This window comes from Psychrobacillus sp. BL-248-WT-3, from assembly GCF_012843435.1.
In the GTDB taxonomy this organism is placed as follows: domain Bacteria; phylum Bacillota; class Bacilli; order Bacillales_A; family Planococcaceae; genus Psychrobacillus.
Genome location: NZ_JABAFC010000022.1, coordinates 44,408 through 58,252 on the forward strand (window position 1 = coordinate 44,408; position 13,845 = coordinate 58,252).

At 37.2% G+C, this 13,845-nt stretch carries 12 protein-coding genes; 3 read left to right on the forward strand and 9 right to left on the reverse strand.

All coding sequences use genetic code 11. From position 1 onward, the window contains the following. Nucleotides 1-58: 58 nt before the first annotated feature. On the reverse strand, nucleotides 59-1,174 hold the full coding sequence (gene citZ / locus HF876_RS12105) for a citrate synthase (protein ID WP_169360316.1): 1,116 nt from the start codon (nucleotides 1,172-1,174) through the stop codon (nucleotides 59-61). A 191-nt stretch (nucleotides 1,175-1,365) separates the two neighbouring features. On the opposite strand from citZ, the gene HF876_RS12110 reads away from it, so the two are divergent. Beyond that, nucleotides 1,366-2,340, forward strand: a complete 975-nt coding sequence (locus tag HF876_RS12110; protein WP_169360317.1) for an AI-2E family transporter — start codon at nucleotides 1,366-1,368, stop codon at nucleotides 2,338-2,340. On the opposite strand, the gene HF876_RS12115 is transcribed toward HF876_RS12110, so the two are convergent. From HF876_RS12115 to HF876_RS12140, 6 genes are all read right to left on the reverse strand, one after another. Further along, on the reverse strand, nucleotides 2,318-2,710 hold the full coding sequence (locus tag HF876_RS12115; protein WP_169360318.1) for an FxsA family protein: 393 nt from the start codon (nucleotides 2,708-2,710) through the stop codon (nucleotides 2,318-2,320). The two genes, HF876_RS12110 and HF876_RS12115, sit on opposite strands and share 23 nt — an antisense overlap. Before the next feature lie 94 nt (nucleotides 2,711-2,804). Continuing rightward, on the reverse strand, nucleotides 2,805-4,565 hold the full coding sequence (gene pyk, locus HF876_RS12120; protein ID WP_169360319.1) for a pyruvate kinase: 1,761 nt from the start codon (nucleotides 4,563-4,565) through the stop codon (nucleotides 2,805-2,807). A gap of 37 nt (nucleotides 4,566-4,602) precedes the next feature. Then, a complete protein-coding gene (gene pfkA, locus HF876_RS12125; protein WP_169360320.1) occupies nucleotides 4,603-5,562 on the reverse strand; it encodes a 6-phosphofructokinase in 960 nt (319 codons plus the stop codon). 71 nt (nucleotides 5,563-5,633) lie between these two features. Next, nucleotides 5,634-6,599: an acetyl-CoA carboxylase carboxyl transferase subunit alpha gene (gene accA, locus HF876_RS12130; protein WP_169360321.1), complete on the reverse strand. Its 966-nt coding sequence runs from the start codon at nucleotides 6,597-6,599 to the stop codon at nucleotides 5,634-5,636. Then, the gene (gene accD / locus HF876_RS12135; RefSeq protein WP_169360322.1) at nucleotides 6,593-7,462 is read right to left on the reverse strand and encodes an acetyl-CoA carboxylase, carboxyltransferase subunit beta; all 870 of its coding nucleotides are present in this window, start codon (nucleotides 7,460-7,462) and stop codon (nucleotides 6,593-6,595) included. Before accD ends, accA begins: the two co-directional genes overlap by 7 nt. Next, nucleotides 7,463-8,107 (reverse strand): FadR/GntR family transcriptional regulator, encoded by a 645-nt coding sequence (locus HF876_RS12140; RefSeq protein WP_481900289.1) that lies wholly within the window; start codon nucleotides 8,105-8,107, stop codon nucleotides 7,463-7,465. It lies immediately after the preceding gene. A gap of 373 nt (nucleotides 8,108-8,480) precedes the next feature. On the opposite strand from HF876_RS12140, the gene HF876_RS12145 reads away from it, so the two are divergent. Beyond that, nucleotides 8,481-8,885, forward strand: a complete 405-nt coding sequence (locus HF876_RS12145; protein WP_169360323.1) for a hypothetical protein — start codon at nucleotides 8,481-8,483, stop codon at nucleotides 8,883-8,885. A gap of 373 nt (nucleotides 8,886-9,258) precedes the next feature. On the opposite strand, the gene dnaE is transcribed toward HF876_RS12145, so the two are convergent. Both dnaE and HF876_RS12155 read right to left on the reverse strand, forming a co-directional pair. Continuing rightward, entirely contained in the window at nucleotides 9,259-12,312 is a 3,054-nt protein-coding gene (gene dnaE / locus HF876_RS12150; RefSeq protein WP_169360324.1) for a DNA polymerase III subunit alpha, read from the reverse strand. Nucleotides 12,313-12,322: 10 nt separating this feature from the next. After that, a complete protein-coding gene (locus HF876_RS12155; protein WP_169360325.1) occupies nucleotides 12,323-13,255 on the reverse strand; it encodes a DHH family phosphoesterase in 933 nt (310 codons plus the stop codon). A 91-nt stretch (nucleotides 13,256-13,346) separates the two neighbouring features. On the opposite strand from HF876_RS12155, the gene HF876_RS12160 reads away from it, so the two are divergent. After that, nucleotides 13,347-13,655 carry a YtpI family protein gene (locus HF876_RS12160; protein WP_169360326.1) on the forward strand — a complete coding sequence of 103 codons (309 nt, stop codon included), beginning with the start codon at nucleotides 13,347-13,349 and terminating at the stop codon, nucleotides 13,653-13,655. Nucleotides 13,656-13,845: the final 190 nt, after the last annotated feature.

The following is a 13,845-nucleotide window of genomic DNA, read 5'->3' on the forward strand; positions in this document are numbered from 1 at the left end:
ATCATAGGGCCAATAACACACCATGTGTTTTAGCCCTAATCTTTACAAACAATTGATATTATCGTTCTTCGATTGGAACGTATTTTTGCATACCAGGTCCAACGTATTCTGCACGTGGACGGATTAAGCGGTTGTCTGAATATTGCTCAAGAATATGAGCTACCCATCCAGATACACGAGAAACTGCAAAAATAGGTGTAAATAAATCATGATCAATATTTAATGAATGATACACAGATGCTGAATAGAAATCTACATTTGGTGGTAAGTTCTTTTGACCAGTTACGATTTCTTCAATGCGTACAGACATATCATATAATTTTGACTCTCCGCGAAGAGCTGTTAGTTTTTTAGACATTTCACGTAAGTGTTTTGCACGAGGATCACCTTTTCTATAAACGCGGTGACCGAAGCCCATGATTTTCACTTTGTTGTCTAATTTATCTTGAACATAGCTATCTACGTTTTCAAGAGTATCAATTTCAGTTAACATTTTCATTACTTGTTCGTTTGCTCCACCATGAAGTGGCCCTTTAAGAGCACCGATAGCTGAAACAACACCTGAGTAAATATCAGAAAGAGTTGCTACACAAACACGTGCAGTGAATGTAGATGCATTTAATTCATGGTCTGCATGAAGTACTAATGCTTTGTTAAAAGCTTCTACTTCAATTTCTTCTGGCATCTCACCAGATAGCATATATAAGAAGTTTGCAGCGTAGCCTAAATCAGATTTAGGAGCTACTGGCTCTAATCCTTTACGTACACGAGAAAATGCAGTTACTAAAGTAGACATTTTAGCTTGTAACTGGATAGCTTTAAGGTAGTTTGCTTCCTCGGACATATCCTCTGCAGAATCATCATATAATGCTAGCATAGATACAGCTGTTCTAAGAGCAGTCATTGGATGAACTTTATCAATAGGATATGTTTTGAAATGATTTAAAACTTCTTGAGGTACTGCCATGTTATCAGCAAGTTGCTGTTTTAGCTCTGCTAGTTCTGAAGCATTTGGCAGACGTTTATGCCATAAAAGGTAAACTACCTCTTCAAAACTTGCATTGTTCGTTAAATCATCAATATCATAGCCGACGTATGTAAGGGTGTCATCAATAATAGAGCTTATTGCTGACTGTGTCGCTACGATTCCTTCTAAACCACGAGTTGACGTCATTAGTAATCTCCCCTTCTACAGAAAAACTGCATTATCTACTTGTCTCGTAAATAGAGTTTTACCTGTATTTAATATGTACCTTTAAATTGCTTACTCTCGTATTATAATCAATTTTGGCTATTTTGTGAATGAAAACGCTTAAAATTATTAAAAAATAACTTTTCAATCAATTTATACTGAGAAAAGAATGGATGAATATAGTTAGTTTTCAAATAAACAAGAAAGATATTATATCTTATTGGATGCCAATTGGAATCATTGGATTAATCCTTTTCATTGCTTACCCTTTAACGTTATCTATCCTGTGCGGTTATCTATTATTTCCAACGTCTAATTTCTTTCACAAGAAACTCAGGCTGCCAATTATAGTGAGTGTACTATTAACAGAGGTAATTATATTAAGTAGCTTTTTACTTTTCGTATATTTTATCTTTCAATCATTAGTCACGCTTATACCTCTTCTACATGAGCATCTTTTATACTTACCCTTTGATGACTTGCAAAAGCATCCTATATTTCTAATGTTTGAAGACAAGTTCCAAGAGCTATTAAATACAATCTTAAATAATTTATTGGTGAATCTTACTCATCTGCCTACCTATGTTTTTGAAGTACTTCTTTTTAGCATTGGACTTTTTTTTTCGTTGTATGAGTCTACAAAGAATAGACTTTGGTTCCTGATCTATTTCCCAGTCAAAACAAGAGAATTCTTTCATAAAGTAGTCATGAAATCTTCGGAGGTAGTTAATAGCTTTTTGGGCGTGGAAGTGAAGTTATTGTTAATTACATTTATTTTACTTTCTATAGGCTTTAGCGTGCTTGGTCTACATAACCCGATAAAAAATGCTTTTTTAATTTCTTTAGTAGATAGCATACCTTTTCTTGGGACTGGCATAATTTTAATACCAATGAGTATTTATTTCTTCCTGCTAGACGCGAAACTATTTGGCAGTATTATTTTATTGCTTTATATTTTTGTGCAGCTTACAAGACATATAGTAGATAATTTACTTTGGTCGGCTTCTATGCAGATTAAAGCTGTCCATGTATTCTTTTTAAGTGCTGCGGCAGTATTAATATTTGGCTTTGTTGGTATTCTATTCAGCCCATTCATCTATTTAATAGCTAACAAATGGGGAGGGTCTATGAAGACTTCATCACGATGACTTGACCATTTTTCATCTTTTTCTTAACCCATCTATAAAACAAAGGTTTGAACAGCTTACGCGTTGGTGAGAACAACAATAAAAACCCAAGAATATCAGAGATAAATCCTGGTAGTATTACTAAAATAGCACCAATGAAAATACATATTCCATTAATCGCTGATTCACCCGGTGCTTGGTAGTTTTTCACACTATCCGAAACCTCGCGGAAAGCTTTCATACCTTGACGCTTTGCTACAAGTCCACCAATTATTCCAGTGGCCATGATTAGTAAAAGTGTATTGAAAGCTCCTAATGACTTGCCTGCTAAAAGTAAAATATATAACTCAACTGCAGGAACTACTACAAACAAACCTATGATCCATTTCATAAAGACACCGTCCTTCTATACTAAGTATAAAACAAGTGCCTCACTTTATGTGAGGCACTTGTCTTGAGAATATATAAATTCTTAGAATATCATATTAAATAATGCTAGCTTGCCCGCTGTAGATTACACCACTTTCAGCATCTAACGTAAGCTCTTGACCATTTTCTATTAGTTTCGTTGCATCTTGAACCCCAACTATTACAGGAATTCCAAAGCTTAAACCTACGACAGCAGCATGACTTGTTAAGCCACCTTCTTCTGTGATCAAGCCTTTGCAATTCTCAATAGCAGGAACCATATCTTTGTCAGAACCAATGGTCACGATAATACTATTACTTGTATCTTGACCTTCTAGTTCCTTTGCGTTATTAACAACGATTGCTTTACCAAAGGCAGTTTTCTTTCCGATACCTTGCCCCTTAGCCACCATGTCTCCAATAACATGAACTTTCATTAAGTTAGTAGTACCTGCTTGTCCAACTGGAACTCCTGCAGTAATTACCACTAAATCTCCGTGTGTCACATAATGCTGTAAAATACTTTCCTCCACAGCAATTTCTAGTACCTCATCCGTGGAATGTGCTTTCTTTCCAACTATCGGATACACTCCCCATACTAATGTAAGCAATCTAGATGGTTTTACAGTAGATGTCACAGCAATAATAGGCACACCAGGTCTAAATTTAGAAATCATTTTAGCTGTATGTCCACTTTCTGTCGGAGCAATAACCGCCTTAACCTTTAAGTTAATGGCAGTATGAGCAACCGCTTGCCCTATTGCATCTGTCAGATTAACTTCTCTTGCCTTGCTTAGTTTGTTAACAATAGCACGATAATCAATTGCATTTTCGGTACGTTTTGCGATTTTATCCATCGTCTGAACTGCTTCAAGTGGATATAGCCCTGCAGCTGTCTCACCAGAAAGCATAATAGCATCTGTACCATCAAAGATTGCGTTTGCCACGTCACTTGCCTCTGCACGTGTAGGACGAGGATTTCTTTGCATGGAGTCTAACATTTGTGTTGCAGTAATAACCGGCTTACCTGCTTCGTTACATTTTTGAATAAGTGATTTTTGTACTAATGGAACTTCCTCAGCAGGAATCTCTACTCCAAGGTCTCCCCTTGCAACCATTAAGCCATCAGAAACTTGAAGGATTTCATCAATATTATCGACACCCTCTTGGTTTTCAATTTTAGGTATGATTTGAATATGAGATCCATTATTATTTTCTAAAAGCTCACGGATTTCCTGTACATCTTTAGCTCTACGAACGAAAGAAGCAGCGACGAAATCTACATCCTGTTCAATACCAAAGAGAATATCTTTTGCATCTTTTTCTGTAATACCTGGTAATTGCACAGAAACTCCTGGAACGTTAACGCCCTTATTGTTCTTTAAAGTTCCAGCATTTTGTACATACGTATGAATAATTCCATTTTCTAAATCTATTCCCTTCACGATAAGCTCAATTAGCCCATCATCAAGTAATATAATAGATCCTTCCTGTACATCCTCTATTAACTTTTCATAGGAAATAGAGAAACGCTCATTATTGCCCAGCACTTCTGTCATAGAGATATCAATGGATTGCCCAGATGCAAGCTCAATCGCATCATTTTCCATCTTATGTGTACGAATCTCAGGACCTTTTGTATCCAGTAAGATTCCAACGATTTTGTCTAATCTTTTAGCTACTTTTTTAATACGTTCGATTCTTCCAGCATGTTCTTCATGGCTACCATGAGAAAAGTTTAAGCGAGCAACATTCATGCCAGCTTCTATTAGCTTTTCTAATGTTTCCTCTGATTCACTTGCTGGTCCAATTGTACAAACTATTTTAGTTTTTCTCATACATCTAATCCTTCCTATTGCTGTAATTTATGTAATCTTAAATAGACAACTCTTTAGATAAGCGATACATTGCTTGATCAAATTCTTCCGTTTTTTCAAAGGCTTCCGTCATATCATAGTCTACCACTTGATGATTTTGTATTCCAATTGCACGGCCTCCAGTACCAGCCATTAACACTTCTACAGCTTTTGCCCCAAATAAACTCGCCAACACACGATCTCGTCCTGTAGGAGAACCACCGCGTTGAATATGCCCTAACACTGAAACTCTCGTCTCGATATTAGCATGCTCCTTAAGTTTTGCAGCAAATTCCTGTCCACTCATTACACCTTCAGCAACAACGATAATACTATGTTTTTTTCCACGTGCCGTTCCACTTTCTAAGCGTTCCACTACCTCTGTAATATCCATCTCTACCTCAGGAACGATAATGGTTTCTGCTCCTCCTGCAAGCCCAGCCCATAAAGCTAAGTCTCCAGCATCTCTTCCCATGACTTCAATGATAAAGGTGCGATCATGTGAAGTGGCAGTGTCTCTAATTTTATCAATACATTCAATTACTGTATTAAGCGCAGTATCAAAACCTAATGTATAATCAGTTCCTGGAATATCATTATCGATAGTACCTGGAATCCCAACACATGGGAACCCGTTCTTTGTAAGAGTCATAGATCCACGGTAGGATCCGTCTCCCCCAATAATCACGAGTCCATCAATTTCATTAGCCTTCAACTGTTCAATTGCCTTTAATTGGCCTTCTTCTGTTCTAAATTCTGGACATCTCGCAGAGTAAAGCTTTGTTCCACCTCTTTGGATGATGTCACCAACAGAACCCAGATCCAGCTTTTCCATTTTTCCTTCTATTAATCCTTGATAGCCATGTAAAATACCGACAACTTCAATACCTTCAAATATGGCCTTTCTTACCACTGCTCGAATTGCAGCATTCATACCTGGAGCGTCTCCGCCACTAGTTAATACACCAATACGTTTCATCTCTCTATCCCCTCCAAACTTACCTCTATTAACTATAAGTGTAACATGAGAAACTTTCAAAAAAAATGCGTCTATAAAGACGCATTTTCTTTAAATTGACCAATTTGCTTAAATTTTTTGTAGCGTGTTTCTACTAATTCTTCTGGTGAGAGCATGGATAGTTCTCTTAATGAGCTAACAAGCACGTCCTTCATGTACTCTGCTTGCTTTTCAATATCTTTATGTGCTCCTCCATGAACCTCTCTTATAATTGTATCAATTATATTCATTTTTTTTAAGTCTGGAGCGGTAATTTTCATCGCTTCTGCTGCTTCCTTCGCGAGCGAGGCATCCTTCCAAAGAATAGACGCAGCTCCCTCCGGTGAGATAACAGAGTAGGTAGAGTTTTCAAGCATATGAATATGGTTAGACAAACCTAACGCTAACGCTCCTCCGCTTCCTCCTTCTCCGATAACAACGCTAATTACAGGTACCTTTAGGCCAGCCATCTCTACTAAATTTCTAGCAATTGCTTCACTTTGCCCTCTTTCTTCAGCAGCCTTACCTGGATAGGCACCCTTTGTATCTATAAAACAAATGATCGGACGATTAAACTTTTCTGCTTGTTTCATCAAACGAAGTGCTTTGCGATATCCTTCAGGATGAGGCATACCGAAATTCCGTTTTATATTTTCCTTTGTATCTATTCCCCGCTGATGCCCAATTATAGTAATTGGATTTCCGTTCAATTGTGCTATTCCAGCTATAATAGCAGCATCATCGCCGTATGACCGATCTCCATGAAGCTCTATGAAATTAGTAAACAACCGTTGTATATAATCTCTAGTAGTAGGACGGCCTGGATGTCGAGCTACTTGTACTCTATCCCATGGCTCCATATTCTCATATATATCCCTCTCTAGTTTTCTTAGTCTCTCTTCCAGCTTTTCAATCTCAATAGACATATCTACTTCTGCTGTTGCAGTGTACTCTTTAATTTCTTCTATTTTATTTTTAAGCTGTACGATTGGCTCCTCAAATGGAAGTACCTTTACCATACGACTACCTCCTTTTGGACATGTAAGTTAACTAGATTCGCTACCGTGTCTCTCATTTCTTGTCGGTGTACAACTGCATCCAGCTGTCCATGCTCCATTAAAAATTCAGCTGTTTGAAAATCGTCTGGCAGCTTCTCACGAACGGTTTGTTCAATGACTCGTCTTCCAGCAAATCCGATAAGTGCACGTGGTTCTGCTAGATTAATATCTCCGACTGAGGCAAAGCTTGCGGAGACTCCTCCAGTAGTTGGGTGAGTTAAAATAGAAATATATAATAAACCATGATCGCTATGTCTTCTTAAAGCAACAGATGTCTTTGCCATCTGCATTAAAGACAATACGCCTTCTTGCATTCTTGCTCCACCGCTCGCTGTATAAATGATAAAAGGAACTTTCAGCTCCGTTGCTTTTTCAATTGCTCTCGTAATTTTTTCGCCGACTACTGATCCCATAGATCCCATACGGAAATGGGAGTCCATTACTGCCACTACAACCGTATGTTCCTTCAGTTTCCCAATGCCAGTTAAAACCGCCTCATTCAAGCCTGTTTTGTTAGAATCTGATTTAACCTTTTCCGTGTAGCTAGGAAAATTTAATGGATTTACTGTTTCTAAATGATCATCCATTGAAACAAAGGTGTCTTCATCTAGAAAAATATCAATACGTTCTTGAGCTGTCATTTTCATATGATGTTCACAGGAAGGACAAACCTTTAAGTTTTTCATAAGATCCTTGGTGAAAACATTCTTCCTACACTCCGGACATTTAACCATAATTCCTTCAGGAACATCATGTGCTTTCTCCGATGGTATAGTCGCATATTTTCTTTTTTGGTTCTTTCTAAATATATCTCGAATGCTCATTTAAACATCTCCCCTGTTTAGTAACAATAGCCAATCCTCAAAAAAAGAAATTCCTTTTTTCTCATCTCCTAGCTTTATACATTCTAGCAATTGAGTCCAAATTCCTTTCTCTTCTAAAGTCATGTAGCTACGATAAGGCTCTTCACCATATTGCTTCAATAAAAACCAAATTTTCAAGCCAAGGCGATTGTCCGATAAGATTAGGATTTCTCTAATAATGTCTTCTCTTTGCACTTCTTCCAACTGCAATTTTTCTATAAAAGCATCCCAAATTAAAAGTTTATGTAGCTTTTCGGAAAGACATACCTTTCTAATAGCATCTTTTTCAAGTGCCTCTCTTGTGATATGGACATCTTCCTTTGGCTTAGCCTCCTGCAGAATAAAGGTCGATAGCACTTCTACCAGTTTATGTTTTCGATAATCTGAAAGAAAAGTTCCTTCTCCCCTTCTAGTCTCTATTAAGCCTAGTAATTCCATGCTTCGAAGTGCTTCTCTTACGGAAGATCTTCCAACTTGTAGTCGTTCTGCAAGCTCTCTTTCCGAAGGTAATTTTCCACCAATAGGTACTTTTTCATCATGAATAAGCTGTCTCAGTTGTTTTACAATTTCCAGAAACATTTTTCTTGAGGCCTTATCTGAATTCAAACTACATCACTCTTCCATAAATTACAAAGTGGTCAGACCACTTATAAATAATAGGATACATAAAATCTTCCATTACGTAAAGAAAAAACATTAATTACTTTATTTATCAAAGATTATTTGAGTGCAGAAACAAATGTTGTGGCAACTAATTCACCAAACGTCGGCAAAAATAAAAGTATCTCATTGATTAACAGATATGGTGACACGTATACCCTACGTCTGTTTAAAATCAGCTCACGTCAACTGGATATTTATGTTAAAATTAAATCGAGTTTGTGAAGTAGAAATTGAGTAATTGAGCGTTTTTTCTTTTAAGGAAAAGTTCTTTATAGGTATGAAAAAGAGTGAGATTCATTGAAGGGGGAATATATATATGAAACTTAGTCAAATTATATCTTTTACAATCAGTGTATTCTTTTCAATAGTTTTACTTATTTTGTGTTTTTTGAGGAAACTATTATTGACTACCTATACACCAGTCACTTATAGCATGGAAGAGTTGAAATCATTCATTTTTTTAGCAGCATTAACAACTTTTTTTTTCGTATTAACCCTGATATTTGCGTCAAAAATACAATTGATAGTAATGACGGTTATTTACTGGATTTTATTTGTTCCTAATTTCATAGCATATATTAAAAGAAATATTAATTTCCCAGATTATGAAATGCTTAAATTCCTGGATGAAACGATGTTAGTAATATATTTATTTCCTTGTATTTTAGGAATTATTTTATTAGTAATCAATAAATCAGATAAAAAAATGGCTATCCGATAAGAATATTCTAGTTAATCAGGAAGGGTGCAAGGACAATGAATAGATTTGTATTACCACACATGTATTTGTTTTTTGGAATCATATTATTTATTTTGGCGCAGTTCACCGTTCCAGCAGGAAGCTTTTATTGGCTTACATTTTTCCTTTCAATAATATGCATTGTTATTGGGTTGATATGGAATGTCATTTTGTTATTTAAAAAGAGAAGTTAATCGAATAGCATAAGTACCGGACGCGTGTGACACTTTTCCCTTTAACAATAGCCTTATGAACAACAAAAAAATAAGCCATCACCGTCGCTATGCGCACGTGGTGATGGCTTATCTTTCTCACACTAGGTAACCATATCCAAAATCTTTGAACATATTAGTAATCAACAGGTAGAGATATTCTTCGCAATTATTTGTACTCTACCATTTCTAGTCTCTTTCTTACCTTCTATAAAAAGAATAGCTTGTTCTTTTAGAAGGGTATTAAATTTAGCAAAATCATCCGGAAATAAAGTAATAGAAACTGTCCCGGTATCATCTTGGACGGTGACAAAAGCCATTGCTTCTCCTTTTTTTGTCCGAATCCTTCTAATATCCTCCACCATTCCAATAACCTTCACATAAGAATCCTTCGAAGACTGTTGAATATCCCAAATATGCTGGATGTTATTATCCATCTTTTTCTTAGAGACTGTTGGATGCTCTGAAAAATATTGACCAAGCACTTCTTTTTCAAATTCTAACTTTGACATGATTGGTAACGGATCCATTTTAATATATTTTGATTTTCCGAAAGGAGAAGAGTCTCCTTCAAATAAATCCGTTTCCTCTGTAGGACTGACAAGCTCCGCATATTTTACGGCAGCATCTATAGTTGCTAATAACGTAGAACGTTCCACTCCAAATTCATCCAAAGCTCCAGCCTTTACAAGTGGCTCGATATTTTTCCTAGTAAAGAAAACAGCAGACAAATCAGAAGCCATGTCAAAAATATCTTCCCATTTCGCTGGCCGTTTATGCCTTTGCTGTAGAAGCTTTTGCGTGAATGGATACGAGATCCCCTTTATCGCCTGAAGGCCAAAGCGAATTCCATTGTTCTCTACACTAAAGGATGACTGGCTTTTAAAAATAGAAGGAGGTAACACAGCTATACCTCTTTGTTTCATCTCGATTACAAGCTGATTAATCTTTTCCTGATTCCCTATCGCAGTACTTAAGAGAGCACCGTAAAATTCTAATGGATAGTGAGCCTTTAAATAAGCCATTTGATAAGAAATAACGCTATATGCAACCGCATGGCTTTTCGGGAACCCGTAATCTGCAAAACGTACGATTAAATCATAAACAGAAGTGGCTGCCTGGTCCTCATGACCGAGCTGTTTGGCTTTTTGGACGAAGTGATGACGTTCCTTTTCCAAAACTTCTCTATTTTTTTTACTAACGGCTCTTCTAAGCAAGTCAGCCTCGCCAAATGTAAAGCCAGCCATTTTGGAGGCAATTTGCATGATCTGTTCCTGATACACAATAATTCCATATGTTTCTCTTAATATCGGCTCTAAAACTGGGTGCTCGTAAGTAATAGGTGCCTGTCCAAGCTTACGTTTTGCATATAGAGGGATGCTATCCATCGGGCCTGGTCTGTAAAGTGCATTAACTGCTACAATGTCTTCAAATCTAGTCGGTCTAATTTGCTTTAATGCATTGCGCATACCAGCTGATTCTAACTGGAATACTCCCGTTGTATCGCCTTTTTGAAGAAGGCTAAACGTCTGTTCGTCATTTAATGGTATATCCTTTAAAGAAATAGAAGACTTCTTACCATGAATCGATTTAAGAATTCGCTCAATTATTGTTAAATTTCGCAATCCTAAAAAGTCCATCTTTAATAAGCCTTTTTCCTCCACTTCCTTCATTGGCCATTGCGTTAAATAAATCTCATCATGCCCCTTTTGAATTGGGACAGTATTTACTAAAGGTTGTGGGGATAACACTATTCCTGCGGCATGGGTAGATGCATTTCTTGGTAGTCCCTCTAATTTTAGAGCCACTTCAAACCACTTTTTACGCATATCTTCTGTTTGAATAAATTCTCTTAGTTTAGGTGACTGGTCGTAAGCCTCCTTTAAAGTAATTCCTAGTTTGGAAGGTATAAACGAGGAAATGGCGTTCATGGTGCTAGCCTCAAATCCAAATACTCTTGCTACTTCACGGGCAGCTGCTTTCGCTGACAAGGTACCAAATGTAATAATTTGAGAAACATGATTTTGTCCATACTTTTCCGCTACATAGCGAACTACTTCCATTCTTTTTGAGTCAGCAAAGTCAATATCTATATCGGGCATCGTGATACGTTCAGGGTTTAAGAATCGTTCAAATAGGAGTCCATATTGGAGAGGATCTACATCTGTAATATATAAAGTATAAGCTACAAGGGAGCTGGCAGAGGAACCCCTTCCCGGTCCTGTTAAAATATTGGAACGCTTTGCATACTTCATGAAATCCTGGACGATTAAGAAGTAATCTTCATATTGCATCTGACTTATAACGTCTATTTCATATTGCAAACGGTCTAAATAAGCTTGGGTATAAAGTGGAACTCGCTCTTTTAGTCCTTCCTTGCAAAGAGATACTAAATAATCCTTGGCATTCCCATCTACTGGCAAAGGATATTTCGGCATTATATGCTTTTTCTTATCGAATACAACCATACAACGCTCTAACATTGTTTTTGTATTAGAGATCCAGTCTGGGACATCTGCAAACCATTCATTCCATTCCTCGTAAGAAAGTACGTGAGCGTCTGGCTTTGGTTTTTTTCTTTGAAAATCTGTCATCTTTACGGACTGGTCCATTGCATGCAGCACTTCAAAAGCAAACGCATCCTCTTTATCTACATACCGACACTCGTGATAAACAGTAAGCGAAATGTCTAGTTCTTCAGCTGTTTCTCTAACTAAATTCTCTTCCTCCGTCGGTTTTCCGCTAGGACGCTCTATCCCAATGAATAAGCAACTCGGTTTAAATATGGCCATTAGTTCTATCAGATTATCTTTTGAGAGCAAGGAATCCGCTTTATACACAGCTATTAATCCTTCTCTGTATGCACTCAGCCATTTCTTTGGTAGTAAATCTAGCTCTCTCGTTTCCATTGCACTTGAAATTTTTAAGATGTTTTCATAGCCTTTATTATTCTCCGCATAAACTACTAAAGACACCGGGCCATTGTCTAGCTGCACCTTGATGGTTAGCCCAATGACCGGCTGTATGTCATTTTTAATAAGCGTATGCCAAAAAGGCAACACACCATACAACATACTGTTTGTAATGGCTGCCACCTTTGTATTATTTTTTTTCAGCTTTTCAATGAGCTGCTCCAATTGAATTGTACTTTTCAGCATATCCGCTGAGGTTACAATTTGGGGATATACTGTTTGCATTCATAACACCTCAATTTACAGCTTTTTTTAAGTCCACTAATACTTCGTCTGCTTCCTCCCATGAATAAGCAGTAGCTCCAGCAGCCAAAGGATGTCCCCCGCCACCATACTTTTTAGCCACTCCATTAATAACTGGACCCTTGGAACGTAATCGAACGCGGATTTCCTTTTCGTCTTCTATAAAGAAAACCCAGCATTTCATCCCTTTCACGTCTGACAAGGCACTTACCAATAAGGAAGCCTCAGATTCTGACACTTGGTATTTTTGCAGAAGTTTTCTTGTTAATTTCATATGTCCTACGCCATTTTCCATTTCAAAATTAGCGTAAATATAGCCTTTTAACTGAAGCATGTTGCACTCTACTTCATACATACCATTAAATAGTTCTGTTCGATCAAAACCGTAGGAGATTAGTTTACCTGCATAAAGCATTGTTTGTTCTGTTGTGCTTTGGAACATAAATCTTCCAGTGTCCCCTACAATTCCTGCGTATAATAGGCGGGCAATAGTCGAATCCATTTTCCATCCCTTATATTCCTCCCCATCGAAGAAGAGCTCACAAATCATTTCACTTACAGAACTCGCCTCTGTATTTACCCATAATAGGTCTCCGTACGCATCTTCGTTCGGATGGTGATCTATTTTGATTAAAAATTTACCTAAATTATATCTACTGTCATCTATTCTCTCTGTATTGGCTGTATCCGTCACAATAACTAGTGCATCTTTAAAATCCTCGTCTGTAACAGTATCAGGCTTTGCTAGGAAGTCTAATGTACTATCATGCGTGCCTGTTGCCCATATCTTCTTATTCGGGTAATTTAAAGCAAGTAATTCCTTTAAGCCAATTTGGGAGCCATAGGCATCAGGATCTGGCCTCACATGGCGATGTATAATAATCTTGTCATAGCTCTCGATTGTGTCAATGATTTGTCTTTTCATAATTTTTCCTCCATAGAGACGCATTACTATTCGCCTTTTTTTAAGTTTACCTTTACAATAAAAATAGCATTACTTTTATTGGAGGTACATCATGATATTAAATGGAATATTAGTTTTAGGTATAATCGTCTCGTTTGTATGGTATTTTTATTTTAAAACAAAACAGCTTCGTGCAACACTTCCTATTCGCAAAAAATGGTATACTGCGAAGGCTTCCGTTTGTCTTGGAGCGTTTATATTGTTTTTCGGCTTTAACTTTATGTTGATTTATCAATCAACACTCACTTATGTAGTATCTATCATCTTTGTATTAATTGGTGGGTATTTTATGTACCATCATTATAAAGCAGCCAAACACTACGGTCAGTTTGTACAAGAAGAGCTTAGTTTAAATCAATGATGCGGCAAAATGCCGCATCTTTTTTTGTTGTTTAGGAAACTATAGAATTATGAACCTGGGGATAAATTAATGTCTAGCGCAAGCAGCCTTGCCCCTCGGGTCAAATGGATAATAGCTCCGGTGGCTGAGGAACTGCCTCCTCGCTTTTCTCCATTTGCCTGTCGGGGCAGACATAGGCGCTTGCGCTTTT

What these genes read in the sequence shown, in the direction of transcription:
- citZ (WP_169360316.1), bottom strand. Translation starts at nt 1,174, where the DNA reads ATGACGTCAACTCGTGGTTTAGAAGGAATCGTAGCGACACAGTCAGCA.
- HF876_RS12110 (WP_169360317.1), top strand. Translation starts at nt 1,366, where the DNA reads ATGAATATAGTTAGTTTTCAAATAAACAAGAAAGATATTATATCTTAT.
- HF876_RS12115 (WP_169360318.1), bottom strand. Translation starts at nt 2,710, where the DNA reads ATGAAATGGATCATAGGTTTGTTTGTAGTAGTTCCTGCAGTTGAGTTA.
- pyk (WP_169360319.1), bottom strand. Translation starts at nt 4,565, where the DNA reads ATGAGAAAAACTAAAATAGTTTGTACAATTGGACCAGCAAGTGAATCA.
- pfkA (WP_169360320.1), bottom strand. Translation starts at nt 5,562, where the DNA reads ATGAAACGTATTGGTGTATTAACTAGTGGCGGAGACGCTCCAGGTATG.
- accA (WP_169360321.1), bottom strand. Translation starts at nt 6,599, where the DNA reads ATGGTAAAGGTACTTCCATTTGAGGAGCCAATCGTACAGCTTAAAAAT.
- accD (WP_169360322.1), bottom strand. Translation starts at nt 7,462, where the DNA reads ATGAGCATTCGAGATATATTTAGAAAGAACCAAAAAAGAAAATATGCG.
- HF876_RS12145 (WP_169360323.1), top strand. Translation starts at nt 8,481, where the DNA reads ATGAAACTTAGTCAAATTATATCTTTTACAATCAGTGTATTCTTTTCA.
- dnaE (WP_169360324.1), bottom strand. Translation starts at nt 12,312, where the DNA reads ATGCAAACAGTATATCCCCAAATTGTAACCTCAGCGGATATGCTGAAA.
- HF876_RS12155 (WP_169360325.1), bottom strand. Translation starts at nt 13,255, where the DNA reads ATGAAAAGACAAATCATTGACACAATCGAGAGCTATGACAAGATTATT.
- HF876_RS12160 (WP_169360326.1), top strand. Translation starts at nt 13,347, where the DNA reads ATGATATTAAATGGAATATTAGTTTTAGGTATAATCGTCTCGTTTGTA.